Raw genomic sequence first — 18,474 nt, 5'->3', positions numbered from 1 at the left:
CCCGCCACGTCAAACTGAACGCCGCCGATATCAAAGTTCTTCACCCCGGCGCCCTGGCCGTCGTGGTTCATCCAGAAGTAGTCGTTGATCCCCTGCTGCGGGCGCTGATGGAAGTCGCGGCCGGCCCAGATATAGGCGTTGGGGTTAGACTCCAGCACGTTGGTGACGCCGACGTAGGCTTTTTTCAGGTTAACTTCATCGCTCCAGTGGTCAAACATGACGTTGATATCCCAGATAGCGCCTTTACTGCTCTTGAAGGCTTTGGTTATCTGGAATTCGCCGCCGTTGCCTTCGTTGCCTAAACGGCCGATCGCCGAAGCGCCGTTATAGGAGCCATCCACGCCGACAAACTTCTGATCGCCGGTCTGGAACTGCGCGCCGTAGCGGGCGTAGCCGCTGAACTTCAGGCCGAAGGGGATCGCCATATCCGGCGTGGCCGCGGTGGTCTGCGGATTGGTGATAACATCCACTTTTTTATCAGCCGCGGCGTCGATTTTCGCCTGGCGTTCGGCCAGGGCTTTATCGACGGCTTTCGCCACAATGGCGTCTATCTGTTCTTGAGTGAACTCTTGGGCGACTGCAGAGGTAAATGGGAAAAGCGCGGCGATAACCGCCATGGGTAATGGAAGTTTTTTTATCATTGTCATAATTATCTCAATATAGGTTAATTTTATTCAGATAATAACAATCCCATTCTGGGCAATCAGAATATGTCGCTATCATAAGAACAATTTAATTTTTATTTTGTACGTCAACAGAGGCTTTACACTATTAGGGTTATCCGATCTCCATAGTTGTTGTTTAAGAATTAGCGCAGCCCGGGTGAATTATCACTTTGGATAGTTTCCCGGCCAGCAGTGAATTCGTTGAATGCGCTGGGGCATACGCCGAAATTAACGCCGTGGTTTAAAACGATGGCGACGTCCTCCCTACTCACAGCATCACGTTTTGCCCCCCAGACGGTGGGTAGCGTTCAGGGCGCTAACGCTTTGCCCTGCATCCCCGGTACACAGGGTCCGGCCGCTGCCAGCTGCCGCCCCGGCACCGCCGCATGGGTGAGTCAAACCGTTGGCAGCGCCCCGCTCAGCACAAGATGGCATGATGAATCCCATAATTTATGAAGCGAAAAATTAACAACTGTGACACATCCTGTATTCTCCTGGCCGGTTGCTCAATTACGTTATTTCACTCCGTGATTAAGAAAATGCTCAAACGTGAGCCATCTCGCAAATATTCGCGCCATTTACTCAGCGCGCGGATAACCCTGTAGAGTACATTTTCTGGAGTGGCCAGAGTAAAAAAACAATAAAACAAAATGCCGGTTTTGCGGCGTTTTAAATCTACCGGGGTATAGCTTGTAAAGCGTTAATCAACAAGTGAAATGGAGGGTCCGGAGGAGGCTTTGCTTCGATGATCACAGAAGTAAAAAAACATAATAAATTAATTTAAAAACGTAATAGATTCTTCGAGATCATTTATGTCAGAAATTGTTACACATCCACACAACACACCGGAGTCTGCTCAGAATGAGTAAAAACATAATGCAAAGCCGCCATGATGAATATCATAAATTAACGCGTGGAGAACGTATTGGTTATGGTATGGGCGACTTTGCTCAAAACCTGGTTTTTGGCACAATAGGCGGCTTTCTGGCTCTTCACATGCTGACGGTTAATACCATCAGCACGGCAACGGCAGGGTTTATATTTCTTTTTGTCCGAATCATCAATGTCTTTTGGGATCCGATGGTCGGCACGTATGTTGACAAAAGAACGTCAAAAGCAGGTAAATATCGCCCCTGGCTGTTAAGAGCCGGCGTACCGCTGGTGATTCTCTCCGCCTTACTTTTTGCTCCCATTCCTGGGGTCAGAGGCTCGGTACCTTTTGCCTTCATCGTTTATTTGGCTCTGGATTTAGTTTATTCCGTAGTGAATATTCCTTATGGTTCGCTTAATGCGTCCCTGACCCGGGATCCGGAATCGATTGATAAACTCACCAGTACCCGAATGATGCTGGCCAATAGCGCCAATCTTCTTGTCTATACCCTGTTCCCGATGTTTGTACAGATGGCTTCACCAAAAGATCGCAGCCTTAAGGACACCGGTTTTTTCGGCATTGAGCTCAATCTGGGAAACTATACCGATCCATCAGCCAACTACGCCTGGTTCGGTGTCTACTCCGTGTATATGCTAATCGGCGCGGTGGCGCTTTTCATCTGCTATAAATTTACGAAAGAACGCGTTGTCGCGACGGCAGAACAGACCGCCAACGTCAAAACGACCGATCTGTTCCTTGAACTCAAACATAACCGCCCGCTGGTTATTCTCGGGCTGTTTTTCATGCTGGCCTTCACGTTCATGTTTTTCATGAACACGGTTAACGGCTTTTTCAATCAGTACGTTGTCGGTCATTCAGAATGGATGGGCGCCGTAGGCCTTGTCGCCTCCATACCGGGCATCGCATTCCCTATTTTTTGGCCCAAACTCAAGAAAATTTTTGGTAAAAAAGGCTTCTTCCATATTTTTCTGGCCATGTTTATTGTCGGCGAGCTACTGACTTACGTCTGGTCACGCGAGGGCATGCACGATGCGCTTTGGCTTGCTTACATCGCCACCTTCATTAAACAATGGGGCTTAACGTCCGCGACCGGCTTTATGTGGGCGCTGGTTCCTGAAGTGATTGCGTATGGCGAATTAAAATCCGGCAAGCGAAATGCGGCAATCATTAATGCGATTATGGGCCTCTTTTTCAAAATCGGCTTTACCATCGGCGGCGCGATTCCCCTGTGGTTACTGGCCGTTTATGGCTTTAATGAAACCGGCGCCCAGCAAAGCGCCAGCGCTATCGACGGGATCATTATGACCGCGGTGTGGATCCCTATCGCGTTAGCCATCGTATCGATGATCATCATGCAGGTTTATCCCATCTCTGACAAAAACGTGACCGATATCAACCGTCAGCTTGATGAAGTCCGCGTGTAGTTAAAAATATAAATTAAATGCATTTGGAACATTTAAATAAAAAGGTGTAATGATATGTCACTTATTCAAAACCCTATTTTACGTGGGTTTAATGCCGACCCCAGCATTATCCGTGTCGAGGACACCTACTATATCGCCAACTCTACGTTTGAGTGGTTCCCTGGCGTTCGTTTACATGAGTCAAAAGACCTGGAGCACTGGAATCTTCTCCCTGCGCCCCTGTCAACCACCACCCTGCTGGATATGAAAGGCAACCCCTCATCAGGCGGTATTTGGGCGCCGGCGCTCTCTTATGCCGACGGTCAATTCTGGCTAGTGTATACCGACGTCAAAGTCACCGAAGGCGCCTTTAAAGACATGACAAACTATCTGACCACCGCAACCGATATCCGCGGCCCGTGGTCAGACCCCATTAAGCTTAATGGCGTAGGTTTTGATGCTTCTCTCTTCCACGACGATGATGGCCGGAAATATATCGTGCAGCAAACCTGGGACCATCGCGAATATCACCATCCCTTTGACGGCATCACGTTAACTGAACTGGATACAAAAAACCTGAAATTAATGCCAGAGACCGCGCGTACCGTTTATCGTGGGACCGCCGTTGGGCTCGTTGAAGGGCCGCATCTCTATAAACTGAACGGATATTATTATCTTTTTGCCGCCCAGGGGGGCACCGTATTTACGCACCAGGAAGTGGTTGCGCGTTCTAAAACCTTAGACGCCAACAGCTTTGAAACGGAGCCGGGTGAGGTCTTCTTAACCAACGTCGATACGCCAGACAACTACATCCAAAAGCAAGGGCACGGCGCGTTGGTTTCCACCCCCGGCGGCGAATGGTACTACGCCTCACTCTGCGCGCGTCCGTGGAATCGCCCGGGTGAGTCAGTCTACGATCCTCGCGGCTGGTCAACGCTGGGCAGAGAAACGGCTATCCAGAAGGTGTACTGGGATGAAGGCGGCTGGCCGCGTATTGAAGGCGGTCACGGCGGAAAGACGTTTGTCGAAGGCCCGAAAGATGCCATTGATACCGAAAGTCCGGAAGACCGTAGCCAGCACGACGAATTTACAACGGCGACACTCGATGGTAACTGGAACACACTGCGGGTGCCGTTTACAGAAAAAATGGGTACCACCGGCGATGGCAAGTTAACGTTAATTGGCCAGGGATCTTTAGCGAATACCCATGACCTGTCGCTGATTGCCCGACGCTGGCAAGCCTTTTATTTTGATGCGAAAGTTAAAGTTAAATTTAATCCATTTAACTACCAGCAAATGGCCGGATTAACGAATTACTATAACGATCGTCACTGGAGTTTTGTGTTCATTACCTGGAATGAAATTAACGGTAAGGTCATTGAAATAGGTGAGAATAACCGAGGGCGGTATACATCATATTTAAAAGATGAAGCCATCAAGGTCCCGGAGCACGTTGAATATGTCTGGTTCCGGACGAAAGTCAGGAAGGAAACGTATAGCTATGAATATAGCTTTGATGGGGTTGAGTTCACTGAAATCCCTGTGAAGCTAGATGCTGCGATCCTTTCGGATGATTATGTCCTGCAAAGCTATGGCGGATTCTTTACCGGAGCGTTTGTTGGCCTTGCGGCAGTCGACTACTCCGGTTATGGCGCCCGCGCTGAGTTTTATCATTTCGATTATCAGGAGCTTGGCGACACGTTAATCGCCAGGGACGCGTATAGCTGGGAAGCCAGTGAATTACGGCGTTATTAGATAGCCCTGTCTGGGGAAATTAAACGCTGAAAGGAAGCACCGGCGCGACAGGCGCGCCGGTGCCGGGTGTGGCGGGGTTATTCCGCCGTTTTTTGTTTCAGCACAGCATAGCGGGCAATCAGTTGTTGCAGATGCTGCTCCGTCTGGTTCTGCTGTGCCGCAGACCCTGGCTGATTGTGCGGCTGTGCGGAGAGTTGCCGCAGCTGCTCTTCCGCCGGAACGGTACGGCTGAGCGACTGCGTTATGGCAAACACCGCTGACTTCAGCTCACTCACCGTGATATACCGCCCCTTCTGTTCATCCAGCGCGTTAAGCCGGTTCGTCAACTGCTGTAGCTGCGTCATTCCCTGGTGCCAACCGCTGAGATTCTCCACGGGAAGCGCGGCGGCGCTGACCTGCTGTTGCCATTGTTGCGCCAGCGGTTTCGCCTGTTCTGGCCATAGTGTCAGCGCCTGCTGCGCCAGATGAGTGCCATAACTCAAAGCCCAGTCCGGTTTTAGCTGTAAAAGCTGCGCCAGCTGCTGCTGAGTCTGTTTTATCCCCGTCTCGGCCGAGGGGGATTGTTGTCGCAGCATCTGTAACTGCTCAGCGGAAAGCACCGTAGGTAATGTAGAGAGCCGGGCGGGAAACCGCATCTGCCCCGAATCGGACGGGTGCGTTGCCCGCCATCCTCCCGCCGCGGCCCCGGCCAGCGCCAGCATAGTCAGCATCCCGGCGACAAACGGCCTCCAGGGCTTCGCGGGCGCCGGGAATGCCGTCACAACGTCAGTATTCGGCCGCGATGCCGGTTCGGCGACATAGACCCATTTCACCTGCGCGGTCGGTTCAGGGAGGCTGGAAGGGGCCGGTTCAGGCGCGGGCGGTTGCGGCGCGGTCTCCTCTTTATTTTCGCTGCTCTCCAGCCGCACCGCCGCGTTGTGCAGTAGGATAGACAGGGCATCAAGCTGGCCGGCATGTTTGAGTTCCATACGCTGCAGGACGTCATCCAGCGCCGTCAGATGCGCTGCTGCCTGGTAAAGCTGGCTCAGGTCGATATGGGTCAGCGACAGCGTGCGCATCGCCTGCTGCAGCCGTTTACTGAGCGAACTGAGTATTTTGATTCGCGCAGTCGTCGGCTGCGGCCACACATTGCCCCACTGCCGGGAGACCAGCGCGACCAGTATGGCCAGCCCTTCATTCATGCCGTATAGCCCCGCCAGATGCGTGCGGATAAGCGTATACCAGGCGGCAGTTTGTAGCTCCACGCCGTTGTGCTCAAACAGCGACAGGCAGAGTTTTTCCGCGAGCCGCCAGTTGACATCCGGGCGCGCCGGATGGGTCAGTTTGTTCATTTCATCGCGAAGGCGCGCGTAATCCGCAAGCGTACGCGGATCGCCGCCGGTTTTCAGGCAACATTTAGAAGGAGTCGTCATGATAGTTTCAGCCAGAATAAAAACTAGATTGAGGAGCGGACTTCCAGGTACTGCTGCTGTTTGAGGTGGCGGATAAGCACCCTGCCCTCGGGCATAAATTCGGTGCCGTAGCGCACCAGGCCTACGCCCTTCAGCTCCGCGTCAATGGCGTAACGCAGCTCTCCGGGAATAGTCTGCTCGAGCAGAACCACGTCAATTTTCTGCAGCCGCGGTTCATATTTAAGCAATACGGCCGACAGGATGCCCATCAGCTCATGGGCCGTACCCGGCATCCCCTGGAGGATTTTAGTCATATCCGGCAGGCCGTAATCGGGCAGGTGCGCCAGCGTCCCGGCGCGACAGTTGAGGACGCGCTGCATATTATCCAGCACCGACAGAATAACCTGGTTTTCCTCACTGACCTGATGCAGGTCGAGTCTGCCGGTAAAGTTGCCGTACAGCATTTCATACAGCGAGGGGGCGTTATGGCGTGTGGGCATCTCAGTCATCCTTCAGGGGTTTCAGCGTCAGGCGGTTATGGCTGGCTTCAATAATGCGCGGTTTGTCGGGATCGAGATCATCGCGCCTCAGCACCAGCTTCCAGTCATTCTTCACCATATCCGGCGCCCGGAATAACCCCACCACCGCGATAAACTGCGCCTTCTCGTCCATCGGCATATCCAGGCTGACGTCAGCGCCGGGTTTTACCACCAGGCTACGGCTGGCAAGCCGTTCGTCTCCGTCGGCCTCCTCGCTTTCCGTGACCAGATGCTGATAGACCCGTTTATCGAACGCCTTGCGGTCACTGAGCTGGTAGACCCACACCATCACCGGCTGGGAGAGCGAGCTGTTCTCCCGCTCATCGGTGTTCAGTTCCGCCCGGGCGGTAACGTTCAGATGCAGGACGTTTACCTGCTTATAAAACACCGATTTCACCGCCGATGAGGTGCTGTCGCTAATTTTCTGCGTCAGGCCACAGCCTGTCAGCAGTAAAGGCATAAGAAGTAAACTCCATCGTTTAGTCGAAGTGGTATGCAACACGCTGGTTTCCTTGTTGTAAAGTTGCAGACGGCATTCCGCAATAGCCGCCAGGCTCAATAGTAAAGGTGGAGGGGATATCGGGCGGGCTCTCCTCTCCCTCCACGCCCAGTATCCCCGTCATGCCGAGCATAAAGGGTGATTGCCCATCACCCCGGCACTGATATCGCCCACGGCGTTAACGGCAACGTTTTTCGACGCCGTCATCTGCAAATGCTCCCCGCTGGTCAGCGCCATCCCTTCCGGCGCCGAGAAAAGCACCGCTTCATTAAGCAGTTTCAGCCGCTGCTCAAACATCTCTAGCTGGCTGTCAACATCCGGTACGGCAGGTCAATATCACCGTTGCTGTACGCAATCGCCACTTCGGTGCCATCGATGAGCGGCGTATGCCAGCCCAGCGTTTCACCGGCATACGGTTTCGCCATCCGCAGCTACAGATACCCGTAACCGGGTTCCGTCCCCTCCCGGTCGAAGTCGAGCCTCACCCGGTAGCGACCCTGCTCGTCCTGATGAGCGTAGATATCGTTTTTCTCCCGGCTCTCACCCCGGGCCGGAAGCGTGCCGTGAATTTTCGGACGCAAGATTTCCGCCAGGCGGAAACAGTAACGTTCGGTGTATGGCAGGCCCCAGACCGACTCTGCCGCGCCGTCAAACAGACCCGATGGCTCGCGGTACGGCAGGCGCACGTCAAACTGGTAGTTAAGCTGGCTGTCGGCAAAAATGTACGTATCCAGACCGCGCACATCGTCCATCATCGTGCGCCAGTAAATTCCCACCTCAGACAGAATGCGCCGGATAAACTCAAGGTCCGTTTCCCGCCACTGGGTGATAATTTCACGCGGCGGGTAGGTGCGCTCCAGTCTGAATTCAAAATCAGGACCTTCCAGACCGTGTTTACGCAGCACCGGCTCAACCACCTCAGGAACGGACTGGTTCTGAAACACGACGCACTGCCGGGTGTATCCCAGCAGCGCCAGGCGCGAACTGAGCGTAAGCCGGTAGTGAAACTGGTCCTTTGAGGTGGAAAGCCATTCCAGGCGGGTCACCATGCCGTGCACACTTTTACCGCTCCGCATCCGGAAAGAGGCATATTTCATCAGCACCTCTTCCGGGGGGATGTTCGCCTGCAGCGTGGTGAACTCGATGTCCCAGCTGAAGGGTTCGCTCAGTGCTTCCCTGCCGTAAAAGCGCAGAACATCCGGCTTCACCGAGCTGTCATTGATATCCAGAAAGTATCGGGTCTGTCCGTCGAAAAGCGCTGACCAGTTATCCATTACGTCACTCCTTTAAGCCTTGCTACCGGGCAGACTTTCCAGGCATCATTGCTTTCATGGGCAAACCGGATAGTGAAATTAAACCGGGCAACGGCCATGGATTCTTCTTCAGAGCCAAAGGCATCCTGCAAAGTCACCCATTCTTCACGATAACGAAGCGGCCGGTCTGGAGTGACGCCTTCCTGTTCCACGTTGGCAACACCTGGCTGCATGTGAGGCAGTGCGATAACGACGGTTACCGCATCACGACCTGCCAGCTGGCCGGCATCTCACTCACGTGGTGCCGGAGGCAGATCGCTCCTTTGCGCGTCGGAGAACGAGGCGCTGGTCCACAGGTATTTCTCATGGTCCGGGCCTTTCACCTGCTCGACGTAGTTGAAGCTGCGCACCGGCACGGTGTCCGGACCATACGGCAGGCGGCCCAGCACGCGCGGCATCACCAGGCCGATATAGCGTGCGTCGTCGGTGTCGCGGAAGGATTTCCATTTGATGTACTCTGCGCGGTCGAAGTAGTTGCCGATATCCTTGATGGCGGCAACCTCTTCCATGGACTCTTTCAGAAAGAAGGCAGGACCCACGGCGCCGATAAACGGCATATGGGCCGCGGCGGAGACGCCGGAGATATTGCGCAGCAGCGCCACGTCCTGCGGGCTGGCGTCGAACTCATACGCGGAAATCACCGAGCCGATCGGCTCGCCGCCCGGGGTGTCGTACTCGGCGGTGTAGGTGTGCCAGTAGAGGCCGCTCTGAATCAGCTCCGGCGCGTCTTCGAAGTCCTGGCGCAGATCGTCTTTGGAGACGTCCAGAATTTCGGTTTTGACGTTCTGGCGGTAGTCGGTGCTGTCCACCAGCTGCTTCAGGCCGCGCCACAGGGATTCCACCTTCTGGAACTCAGGATGGTGCATCACCGCGTCCAGCTGGCGGCTGATTTGATAGTCCAGCTCCGCGATATGGTGGTCAATCAGGGTCTTGTCGAGCTTCTCCACGCTCTTTCCGGACTGACGGATGCAGTCCATAAATACCTGCATCGCCGCCGTCAGTCGTTCGCCCGCCGGGGCGTCGGACAGCGCGGCATCATCCAGAAAGTCGTTAATATCGCCCAGGCGGGACGCCGGGGTCAGGTTGATTTTGGCAAACAGGGAGGCGTAAACGCTCTCTTTTTCCAGTACAGCGGTCTGCCCCTGCGCGGGGGTGGTTTCAGTATTTACAGACATCAGCATATTCCCGGTTAATCCATTAAATAACGCACGCCGTTTATTTCGGGGCCAGCGCGCTCATTTCGTCGCGTAATTCCTGCGTCAGCGCCGGATCTTTCAGGATTTTTTCGAGCTCTTTTCTGAAAATGGCGTTATCAAGCAGGTTGGATTTGAGGTCGCGTAATAAATTCCGCATCGCCAGCATGGCGCGGAGCTGGGGGATTTGGCGGGCCACCTGCTCCGGTTCGAAATCTTTCATATCGGCGAAGCGGAGCTGAATATTTTCTTCGGCGCCATCGCCGGCCAGCGTGTTCTGTACCGTGAGGCTGATTTCCGGACTGAATTCCGAAAGTACGCTGTTGAAGTTATTTTTATTGACGTTGATTTTTGCACTTTCCGATAATGGCCGGTCTTCTTTGCCATTACTGAAATCACCGATGGCGAGGAGTTTCAGCGGCAGCTCGACTTTCTTCTGCACGCCTCCAGTATGCAGAGCCAGCTTTAAATTAATGCGTGCCTTGGGCACCTCATTCTGGAACGTATCAGCCATAGCAGTCCCTTCCCGTGAGGAATAATGTGTTAAAGATAACGGTGTGTGATGACCAGAATATAGTAGAGCAAAGCGCTAAAAAAAATATCAGCCTGCCGGTTGCAAAGTCCATTATAAGACTTTCCTCAGACATCTTAAGGCAAATGTAAAAATGAAACGCATCAGACAAACAAAGCCGGTATGTAATAACAACCATTTGCTTACAATAAAGGCAGAATGTATACCTCATGAAGCAACACGAATTAAATTCATATCTGAATACACAGAGTTGATTGATGCAAATCAGTATGAAACGCAAATACTTGTCATTCCGGATACTGAAACGTGCGCGAACAGGGGCGTAAGAAATAAATTATTATTTACTCTTCACAGAACATGAAAAATCCCGGTGCCAGGCATGGATATGGTTATAATTAATGACTGACAGGATTAATATAGAACTTACAAATAATACGTTTCATATATCCGGTATCGATGGTTAAACCGGACCACGTATAGCCTTGCGCTGAGCGTAAAAGAAACAGCGGCATTTCATTCAGCGGATATATTAAAACGGTGCTTACAATAATACCTCTCGCTCATTAATACCTGCCTGGCGCCGGGTAAAGCGGGTTTACCGGTTAAAGGTCCGGCCGGCAGAGATTGCCAGCGCCCGTTCGAAAGCAACGCGTCCTGTTCCCGTCAGCCGTCCATCATCCACAGGTTCGCTTTCCCTCTCCCGCCAGGCTATATCTTAGACACCTTTCTTCATACAGGAGTGAATAAGATGGGCAAAAAGATTCTGATGCTGGTGGGCGATTACGCCGAAGATTACGAAACTATGGTGCCGTTTCAGGCATTACAAATGATCGGTCATCAGGTTGATGCGGTCTGTCCAGATAAAACAAAAGGCGACTTCATTATGACCGCGATCCATGATTTTGACGGCGCCCAGACCTACAGTGAGAAACCCGGGCACCGCTTTGTTCTCAACGCCGATTTTACAACGGTGAAAGAACAGGATTACGACGCACTATTAATCCCCGGCGGCCGGGCGCCAGAATATCTGCGCCTGAATGCGGAAGTGCTTAAACTGGTGCAGGCATTTGATGCAGCGCGTAAACCTATTGCTGCCGTTTGCCACGGCCCTCAGCTGTTGGCGGCTGCGGGGGTATTAAAAGGCCGCACCTGCAGCGCCTATCCGGCCTGCGCGCCGGAAGTGCGGCTCAGTGGCGGACATTTTGCCGACATCGGTATCGATCGGGCGCATGTGGATGGCAATCTGGTGACTGCCCCCGCCTGGCCCGCTCATCCGCAATGGCTGGCGAAATTTGCTGAATTGTTGCAGTAGCAAGCCTGACAAATATAAAAGGCCGGAACGGATCATCGGGGACTACCGTCTGAAGGCGATGCTGGCGCTAAAAATCGCGCCAGCATCGGTTTTAATGGCAGTTAAAAAAGATTATCGGCAATGCCATACCATCAGTGCTTCACAATATACATTGTGCGGCTATAGGCCACGTCCTCCGGATTGGCTATCGGATACCCTTTCAGCCACGGTTTAATCAGACGCCCGTTGGTGTACTGATAAATCGGCGCGATGGGCGCTTTCGCCATAATAATTTTTTCCGCCGCGTTGTAATCGTCATTGCGCGCCTTTTCCGACGTTTCCAGCGCCGCCTGGGTCAGAATTTTGTCGTAGGCCGGATCGTTGAAACGGGAGATATTACCGCTGTGGGTCGAGGTGAGCAGCGACAGGAACGTCGACGGCTCGTTGTAATCCCCGACCCATGAGGCGCGAATCACATCGAAGTTGCCGGTATTGCGGCTGTCGATATAAGTTTTCCACTCCTGATTTTGCAGCTTCACGTCGACGCCCAGATTTTTCTTCCACATGGAAGCCACCGCAATCGCGATTTTCTGATGGTTCTCCGAGGTGTTGTACAGCAGCGTCAGCTTCAGCGGACGGTTCGGACCGTAGCCCGCCGCCTGCAGCAGCGCTTTGGCCTGGGCATTCAGCTCGGCCTGGCTCATGCTCTCGATTTGCGTCGGCTGCGGGGTAAAGCCTGCGGTCACGTCCGGGGTAAAGCGCCAGGCCGGTTTCTCGCCGGTACCCAGAATTTTCTCCGCCATCAGACGGCGATCGATAGTCATGCTGAGCGCCAGGCGGACGCGCTCATCGGCGGTTGGCCCTTTCTGCGTGTTAAACGCGTAATAATAAGTGCCCAGCTGCGGCGGGGTATAGACCTGCCCCGGAATATCCTTCAGCAGCTTCTGGTACAGATTTTTCGGGAACGACTCGGTGATATCGATATCGCCGGCCAGATAACGTTTGGTGGCCGCCGATTCCTGGTTAATGGGCGTAAATGTGACCTGCTGGATCACCGTTTTACCGTTATCCCAGTAGTGCGTATTGGGAACCACCACCAGCTTTTCATTCACCACGCGATCTTTTAAGACATACGCGCCGTTGCCAATCAGGCTTCCCGGACGGGTCCAGTTGTCGCCGCTCTCCACGTTAGCCTTCTGCACCGGATAGAAAGCAAAGCTCGCCGTCAGATTGCTGAACCACGGCAGCGGTTTATCCAGCTGCACGCGCAAGGTACGCGCGTCCACGGCGGTAACGCCGAGGGTATCCGGCGCGGCTTTACCATCAATAATATTTTGCGCATTAGCGATTCCGGCCAGCGCAGCAAACCAGGCAAACGGGGACGTGGTTTTGGGATCAACCAGCCGCCGCCAGCTATAGACGAAATCCTCCGCCGTTACCGGCGTTCCGTCGGACCAGCGGGCGTTATCGCGCAGGGTAAACGTCCAGACGCGATTATCATTGCTCTGCCAGCGAGTCGCCACACCAGGGATCAGATTGCCTTTCTCATCCTGATTGACTAAACCTTCAAAAAGATCGCGGATAACCTGAATTTCAGGCAGACCGACGGCTTTGGCGGGATCTAAGGAGGCGGGTTCATCTTTAATGTGCCGCACCAGCACCTGTTTTTCGGCTAATACGGTGCCCGGCGGGACATCGGCCGCCCAGGCAAGAGAAGAGACGCTGGCTAACCACAGCGCGCCGCATGTCAATGTGACAGGATACTTCATAAGATCCCCTTTAAAATAAAAAAACCAGAGCTGGCAGTGCGATAATTATTTGTTTCATCACCTGAAATTGCAAACGGCTTGTGAAAGAAAGTTGACATATATGCTGATTTCGTCCTCGCTGGAAACTATTTGATTCCGGGACGGTTTTACACAACACTGCTGAAAAATAACCTGACAACAGGATGCCCTATGCCCGTTTCTCGTCCTCGCCCTCAGCGCGGTGATTTTCCGCCCGGCACACAACGCTATGGCCAGTCTCACCTCGGCGCGCCGCTGCTGTGGTTCCCTGCACCGCTGGCCGACAGCCGCAGCGGCCTGATCCTTGCCGGTACCCACGGCGATGAAAACGCATCGATTGTCACCCTCTCCTGCGCGCTACGTACGCTCAAACCCGAGCTGCGCCGCCATCATGTCGTGCTGGCGGTCAACCCGGACGGTTGCCAGCTGGGGCTGCGCGCCAACGCGCGCGGCATCGACCTGAACCGGAATTTTCCGGCGGCAAACTGGAAAGAAGGTGAAACGGTTTATCGCTGGAACAGCGCGGCGGAACAGCGCGATGTGGTTCTGCTCACCGGCGAAAAACCCGGTTCAGAACCGGAAACCCAGGCGCTTTGCCAGCTGATCCACCAGATCCATCCCGCGTGGGTGGTCTCGTTTCACGATCCGCTGGCCTGTATTGAAGACCCCGGCCACAGCGCGCTGGGGCAGTGGCTTGCCGGGGCGTTCAGCCTGCCGCTGGTGGGCAGCGTCGGCTATGAAACGCCCGGCTCCTTTGGCAGCTGGTGCGCGGATATCGGCCTGCCCTGCATCACCGCCGAATTCCCGCCGATATCCGCCGACGAGGCGACGGATAAATACCTTCAGGCGATGACGGACCTGCTGCACTGGCATCCTCAAAGATGAAGCACGCCGGTGCTGAAATGCAGCGCCGGCTCAACGTCTACCGCCAGCCAGGTCGGGCCATCGAGGTCGGCAAAACGGGCCAGCGGCGCCAACGGCAGCGCCGCGCTGATGGCTCTTGAGGTACACAGCATGCAGCCCAGCATCCGCGCAAATCCCAGGCGCTCCGCCTCCTCAGCCAATAACAGCGCTTCGGTCAGACCGCCGGTCTTATCCAGTTTGATATTGACCATCTCATAGCGGCCGCGCAGCGCCGCCAGGCTGTCGCGCGTATGACAGCTCTCATCGGCACAAATGGGCAGCGGGTGGATAAAATTCTCCAGCGCTTCATCGGCCCCAGCCGGAAGCGGCTGTTCCAGCATCGCCACGCCGATATCCGCCAGCAGCTGACAGCGTTCGGCCAGGCCATCGCTGCGCCAGGCTTCGTTGGCATCGACGATGAGCGTTGCCTGTGGAACCGCTTCACGAATGGCAATCAACCGCTCGCTAATCAGATGATCGTCGAGCTTCACTTTCAGCAACGTGGCCCCTTTTTCCCACAGCGCCGCCGCGCTGGCCGCCATCTGGTCCGGCGTGCCGATAACCACCGTTTGCGCCGTAACCACCCGGTTGGGCAGCGTCACGCCCAACAGCTGCGCGATGCTCTTACCCGCGCTGCGCGCCTGACAGTCCCAGAGCGCGCAGTCCACGGCGTTACGCGCGGCCCCGGGGGGCAGCAGGTGCTGAATCTGCTCACGAGAGACGCCGCGTTCAATCTGTTCGCCAATCGCCATAATCTGCGCCATCACCGAGGCTATACTCTCTCCGTAACGAGGATAGGGCGTGCACTCACCTGTCCCCTTGACGCCATTCTCTTCAATCTCCACCACCACGACTTTTGCCTCGCTGCGGCTGCCGCGGGCGATCACAAACGGAGTATGTAACGGCCAGGCTTCTTCATAGACTCGCAGATTTCGCATTCCCTGAACCTCGCAGGTAAGTATTAAAAGGATTTGCCGTGCTGATGACGGATGTCATACACTAGCCGCGACGTTAACTATATGTAAACAGGAAGATAACCATGTCACAAACCGTGCATTTCCAGGGCAACCCCGTTTCTGTTCAAGGCACCATTCCGCAGGCAGGCGCTAAAGCGCAGCCGTTTACGCTGGTGGCCAAAGATCTCTCTGACGTCGCGCTGAGCCAGTTCGCCGGCTCCCGTAAAGTGCTGAACATTTTCCCAAGCATCGATACCGGCGTTTGCGCGGCATCGGTACGTAAATTTAACCAGCTGGCGTCTGAACTGGACAACACCGTCGTGCTGTGCATTTCCGCTGACCTGCCGTTCGCGCAGTCTCGCTTCTGCGGCGCTGAAGGCCTGAACAACGTTGTCACTCTGTCCACCCTGCGCGGCGCGCAGTTCCTGGCCGACTACGGCGTCGCTATCTCCGCGGGCCCGCTGGCCGGTCTGGCGGCGCGTGCTGTGGTCGTCATTGATGAAAATGACCAGGTTGTTTACAGCCAGCTGGTGAATGAAATCACCGAAGAGCCGGACTACGACGCAGCCCTGGCCGCGCTGAAAGCGTAATTTCCCCGCCAGGTAATGTAAGCCCTCGTTAAATGGGGGCTTTTTTTATTGCCGCGCCGCATAGCGGGAGATGAAGCGCGCAATCGCCGGGCCGGTCAGCAAGATGGTGAACAGGCGCAGCGTCTGCATTGCCATAATAAACGATATATCCGCCCGCGTACCGGCGGCGATAATCGCTACCGTGTCCAGTCCGCCCGGACTGGTTGCCAGATAGGCGGTCATAAAGTCCAGCGGCAAAATCTGCGTCAGCCCATAAGCCATCAGCGCGCACAGCAGGATCAGGCCGATAATCGATGCCAGGATCTGCGGCAGGGTTTTCAGCGCCAGCAGGAAAATCTGTTTATTAAACTTTAGACCAACGCTCCAGCCAACGGCGGCATAAGCCAGCGCCAGCAGCCACTCGGGGAGTTCAAGCTGCAGCCAACCTTCTCCCTGCACCAGCGCGCCGAGCAGCATCGGGAAAAGCATCGCACCGGACGGAAAGCGCAGACGCAGCCCCAGCCATCCCGCTGCCGCCGTCACCAGCAGCGTAAGCGGTAGCTGCCAGCTTATCGGGGGAAACCAGGCGACCTGCTGAGTCATCTCCTGGGCTTCGCCGCCGAGCGCAACGCGAACCACCAGCGCCGCGGCGCCGGCAACAAAAAGTACGCGCAAATACTGCATCAGCGCCACCAGTCGAACGTCGGCGCCGTACTCCTGGGCCATAATCACCATCGCCGAGGCGCCGCCCGGCGAACTCCCCCACGCTCCGGTGGCGCCGGGCAGATCGCTGTAGCGCCCCAGCAGCCATCCCGCCAGCGCGCTGATAGCGAGCGTGGAAAAGAGAATCAGCAGCACCAGCGCCCAGTTTGCCAGCAGAACGCCGAAAATGGAGGGCGTCAGGCTGCGGGCAATCATGCAGCCGATAATCGCCTGGGCGGCAATAAAAAAGGGACGGGGAACGCGAATTTCCGCACCGCGTAGGCTCAGGCTGATGCCGGCAATCATCGGCCCCAGCAGCAGCGCGGCGGGAAGGTGAAACCAGAACAGCACAAAAGAGATCGCGCTGGAGAGCGCCAGCAGTTTCATCCATTGAAAAAAATGACTACGCCAGATCCACATGCGTATGCCTGCCATAAAGAGGGTAAAAACGCAGTATATACCGATTCATTTGACGCCAGCCCCCCTCCCTTTTCTGGAAATGCCGGCCGGCGGCGCAGGCAGCCGGCCGACGGGCATTACTCATCGCCCTTTTTCTGGCTCAGGCCATATTCACGCAGCTTGTTGGCGATGGCGGTATGCGAGACGCCAAGACGCTTGGCCAGCTTACGCGTGCTGGGGAAGCTGCGATAAAGCTGGGTGAGCACCGAGCGTTCGAAACGGCGGGTAATATCATCCAGCGAGCCTTCCATCGCTTCTTCGCCTACCGCCAGCGAGGAGACATCGTGATCCGGCAGCAGAATATCCTGAGGGCGCAGCTCGAAACCGTCCAGCTGCGTCAGCGCGCGATAGATCGCATTTTTGAGCTGGCGCACGTTGCCCGGCCAGCTGTAGCGCATCAAAACGCTGTTCAAATCAGCGGAGAGTTTCGGCCGCGGGATGCCCTGCTCATCGGCAAAACGCGCCACGAACAGCTCGGTCAGCGGCATGATGTCCTGCGGGCAATCGCGCAGCGGCGGCAGATACAGGGTCAGGACGTTAAGACGATAGTAGAGGTCCTCGCGGAACAGCCCTTTTTGCACCAGCTCCACCAGGTTTTTCTGGGTAGCGCAGATCACCCGGACATCAACGTGGACTTCATGATCTTCACCAACGCGGCGGAAAGTTCCATCGTTAAGGAAGCGCAGCAGTTTAGTCTGCATGCGCGGCGACATTTCGCCAATTTCATCCAGCAAAACCGAGCCGCCGTTAGCCTGCTCGAAGAAGCCTTTCTTGCCCTGAACGGCGTCGCCGAAAAGCTCGCTTTCCACCGCGTCTTCCGGGATGGAGCCGCAGTTCAGCGCCAGATAAGGTTTCCCCGCGCGCGGGCTGGCCAGATGGCAGGCGTGGGCCAGCAAATCTTTCCCTGTGCCGGTATCACCGACGATCAGCAGCGGCGCGCTGAGCATGGCCAGCTTACGGGCCTGCTCGACAACGTGGCGCATTTTCGGGCCTATGGCGAGGATCTGGCTAAAGGCGCTGGTGTCCTGAATGGTCATCGTTTGCAGCTGGCGCCCCATACGAACCGTCGAACGCAGCATCGCTACCGCGCCGGTCAGTACCTTCTCGCCGTGTTCGCCTTCGAGATAAACCGGGGTGATCTCCAGCAGGAAGTTTTGTCCGTTAACCACCACGTGCTCGGCGTGGGACTCCTGCGGACTGTTTTCCAGCCAGCGCTGGACGTTAAAATCGGTAATCAGCTGCGCGACCGGGTGGCTGCGCAGCTTCTCCTGACTCTGGCCAAACAGCTGGCAGCTGGCCGGGTTAGCCAGTTCGACTTTTCCTTTGGTGTCGAGAGACAGCACCGGCTCAGGCATCGCCACCAGCAGCGCGCTGAGCGCCAGATGTTCGCGCTCTGACGGCATCCACGCCACGGTGCGCACGTCGGTGACGCCGGCGATACGACGAATTTCCGCCATCAGGCTGCTGAAGCTGGCGAAATCCAGCTCGGCGAAGTTGAGATAAATTCGGCCAATAGGGTCAATATCGATGCCCCGCAGGTCGATACCGCGCAGCACCAGTAAATCGAGCAATTCACGAGTCAGACCAAGACGGTCTTCACAAAAGACTTCAAGACGCATAGGCGT

Annotated in this window: 15 protein-coding genes and 2 pseudogenes; 5 read left to right on the top strand and 12 right to left on the bottom strand. The window is 55.3% G+C overall.

Annotated elements, in window-relative coordinates; translation table 11 throughout:
- A partial coding sequence (locus HMPREF1144_RS17700) for a carbohydrate porin (RefSeq protein ID WP_009653420.1) occupies window positions 1-647 on the bottom strand: 647 nt, incomplete at its 3' end.
- An 894-nt stretch (window positions 648-1,541) separates the two neighbouring features.
- Between HMPREF1144_RS17700 and HMPREF1144_RS17695 the strand changes: the two genes are divergently transcribed.
- Window positions 1,542-2,981, top strand: a complete 1,440-nt coding sequence (locus tag HMPREF1144_RS17695) for an MFS transporter (RefSeq protein ID WP_162557807.1) — start codon at window positions 1,542-1,544, stop codon at window positions 2,979-2,981.
- A gap of 54 nt (window positions 2,982-3,035) precedes the next feature.
- Complete coding sequence (locus HMPREF1144_RS17690; protein WP_009653401.1) at window positions 3,036-4,715, top strand: glycoside hydrolase family 43 protein; 1,680 nt, start codon at window positions 3,036-3,038, stop codon at window positions 4,713-4,715.
- A gap of 77 nt (window positions 4,716-4,792) precedes the next feature.
- On the opposite strand, the gene HMPREF1144_RS17685 is transcribed toward HMPREF1144_RS17690, so the two are convergent.
- The 7 genes and pseudogenes from HMPREF1144_RS17685 to tssB all read right to left on the bottom strand — a co-directional run bounded on the left by HMPREF1144_RS17685 (window position 4,793) and on the right by tssB (window position 10,164).
- Window positions 4,793-6,127, bottom strand: a complete 1,335-nt coding sequence (locus HMPREF1144_RS17685) for a VasL domain-containing protein (protein WP_009653403.1) — start codon at window positions 6,125-6,127, stop codon at window positions 4,793-4,795.
- A gap of 23 nt (window positions 6,128-6,150) precedes the next feature.
- A complete protein-coding gene (tssE, locus tag HMPREF1144_RS17680) occupies window positions 6,151-6,606 on the bottom strand; it encodes a type VI secretion system baseplate subunit TssE (protein ID WP_004850246.1) in 456 nt (151 codons plus the stop codon).
- A gap of 1 nt (window position 6,607) precedes the next feature.
- Window positions 6,608-7,147 carry a type VI secretion system lipoprotein TssJ gene (tssJ, locus tag HMPREF1144_RS17675; protein WP_157214912.1) on the bottom strand — a complete coding sequence of 180 codons (540 nt, stop codon included), beginning with the start codon at window positions 7,145-7,147 and terminating at the stop codon, window positions 6,608-6,610.
- Window positions 7,148-7,285: 138 nt separating this feature from the next.
- Window positions 7,286-8,418: pseudogene (locus HMPREF1144_RS17665) on the bottom strand (contractile injection system protein, VgrG/Pvc8 family); the annotation flags it as partial.
- The gene (gene tssK / locus HMPREF1144_RS32420; RefSeq protein ID WP_227500446.1) at window positions 8,418-8,675 is read right to left on the bottom strand and encodes a type VI secretion system baseplate subunit TssK; all 258 of its coding nucleotides are present in this window, start codon (window positions 8,673-8,675) and stop codon (window positions 8,418-8,420) included. The gene tssK and the pseudogene HMPREF1144_RS17665, both read right to left, overlap by 1 nt.
- 48 nt (window positions 8,676-8,723) lie before the next feature.
- Window positions 8,724-9,632: pseudogene (tssC, locus tag HMPREF1144_RS17655) on the bottom strand (type VI secretion system contractile sheath large subunit); the annotation flags it as partial.
- A gap of 40 nt (window positions 9,633-9,672) precedes the next feature.
- Window positions 9,673-10,164 carry a type VI secretion system contractile sheath small subunit gene (gene tssB, locus HMPREF1144_RS17650; RefSeq protein WP_009653531.1) on the bottom strand — a complete coding sequence of 164 codons (492 nt, stop codon included), beginning with the start codon at window positions 10,162-10,164 and terminating at the stop codon, window positions 9,673-9,675.
- A 766-nt stretch (window positions 10,165-10,930) separates the two neighbouring features.
- Between tssB and HMPREF1144_RS17645 the strand changes: the two genes are divergently transcribed.
- A complete protein-coding gene (locus HMPREF1144_RS17645; RefSeq protein ID WP_004850235.1) occupies window positions 10,931-11,494 on the top strand; it encodes a DJ-1/PfpI family protein in 564 nt (187 codons plus the stop codon).
- A gap of 131 nt (window positions 11,495-11,625) precedes the next feature.
- Here HMPREF1144_RS17645 and HMPREF1144_RS17640 read toward each other — a convergent pair whose 3' ends face one another.
- Window positions 11,626-13,242 (bottom strand): peptide ABC transporter substrate-binding protein, encoded by a 1,617-nt coding sequence (locus HMPREF1144_RS17640; RefSeq protein WP_009653393.1) that lies wholly within the window; start codon window positions 13,240-13,242, stop codon window positions 11,626-11,628.
- Between the two features lie 189 nt (window positions 13,243-13,431).
- Between HMPREF1144_RS17640 and mpaA the strand changes: the two genes are divergently transcribed.
- A complete protein-coding gene (gene mpaA / locus HMPREF1144_RS17635; protein ID WP_004850230.1) occupies window positions 13,432-14,145 on the top strand; it encodes a murein tripeptide amidase MpaA in 714 nt (237 codons plus the stop codon).
- Here mpaA and ycjG read toward each other — a convergent pair.
- Window positions 14,136-15,101 (bottom strand): L-Ala-D/L-Glu epimerase, encoded by a 966-nt coding sequence (gene ycjG / locus HMPREF1144_RS17630; RefSeq protein WP_004850227.1) that lies wholly within the window; start codon window positions 15,099-15,101, stop codon window positions 14,136-14,138. The two genes, mpaA and ycjG, sit on opposite strands and share 10 nt — an antisense overlap.
- A gap of 101 nt (window positions 15,102-15,202) precedes the next feature.
- On the opposite strand from ycjG, the gene tpx reads away from it, so the two are divergent.
- Window positions 15,203-15,709, top strand: a complete 507-nt coding sequence (gene tpx, locus HMPREF1144_RS17625; protein WP_004850226.1) for a thiol peroxidase — start codon at window positions 15,203-15,205, stop codon at window positions 15,707-15,709.
- Window positions 15,710-15,754: 45 nt separating this feature from the next.
- On the opposite strand, the gene HMPREF1144_RS17620 is transcribed toward tpx, so the two are convergent.
- Together HMPREF1144_RS17620 and tyrR are read right to left on the bottom strand one after the other, a co-directional pair.
- Window positions 15,755-16,810 (bottom strand): AbrB family transcriptional regulator, encoded by a 1,056-nt coding sequence (locus HMPREF1144_RS17620; RefSeq protein ID WP_009653415.1) that lies wholly within the window; start codon window positions 16,808-16,810, stop codon window positions 15,755-15,757.
- A 116-nt stretch (window positions 16,811-16,926) separates the two neighbouring features.
- Entirely contained in the window at window positions 16,927-18,468 is a 1,542-nt protein-coding gene (gene tyrR, locus HMPREF1144_RS17615) for a transcriptional regulator TyrR (protein ID WP_009653380.1), read from the bottom strand.
- Window positions 18,469-18,474: the final 6 nt, after the last annotated feature.

The organism is Klebsiella sp. OBRC7 (assembly GCF_000293135.1).
Lineage (GTDB): Bacteria > Pseudomonadota > Gammaproteobacteria > Enterobacterales > Enterobacteriaceae > Klebsiella > Klebsiella michiganensis.
Note: the sequence above shows the minus strand (reverse complement) of the source record. Positions and strands in the feature narration are given on the sequence as shown.

Coding starts and splice junctions, on each gene's coding strand:
- HMPREF1144_RS17695 (WP_162557807.1), top strand. CDS start 1,542: ATGCAAAGCCGCCATGATGAATATCATAAATTAACGCGTGGAGAACGT.
- HMPREF1144_RS17690 (WP_009653401.1), top strand. CDS start 3,036: ATGTCACTTATTCAAAACCCTATTTTACGTGGGTTTAATGCCGACCCC.
- HMPREF1144_RS17685 (WP_009653403.1), bottom strand. CDS start 6,127: ATGACGACTCCTTCTAAATGTTGCCTGAAAACCGGCGGCGATCCGCGT.
- tssE (WP_004850246.1), bottom strand. CDS start 6,606: ATGCCCACACGCCATAACGCCCCCTCGCTGTATGAAATGCTGTACGGC.
- tssB (WP_009653531.1), bottom strand. CDS start 10,164: ATGGCTGATACGTTCCAGAATGAGGTGCCCAAGGCACGCATTAATTTA.
- HMPREF1144_RS17645 (WP_004850235.1), top strand. CDS start 10,931: ATGGGCAAAAAGATTCTGATGCTGGTGGGCGATTACGCCGAAGATTAC.
- HMPREF1144_RS17640 (WP_009653393.1), bottom strand. CDS start 13,242: ATGAAGTATCCTGTCACATTGACATGCGGCGCGCTGTGGTTAGCCAGC.
- mpaA (WP_004850230.1), top strand. CDS start 13,432: ATGCCCGTTTCTCGTCCTCGCCCTCAGCGCGGTGATTTTCCGCCCGGC.
- ycjG (WP_004850227.1), bottom strand. CDS start 15,101: ATGCGAAATCTGCGAGTCTATGAAGAAGCCTGGCCGTTACATACTCCG.
- tpx (WP_004850226.1), top strand. CDS start 15,203: ATGTCACAAACCGTGCATTTCCAGGGCAACCCCGTTTCTGTTCAAGGC.
- HMPREF1144_RS17620 (WP_009653415.1), bottom strand. CDS start 16,810: ATGTGGATCTGGCGTAGTCATTTTTTTCAATGGATGAAACTGCTGGCG.
- tyrR (WP_009653380.1), bottom strand. CDS start 18,468: ATGCGTCTTGAAGTCTTTTGTGAAGACCGTCTTGGTCTGACTCGTGAA.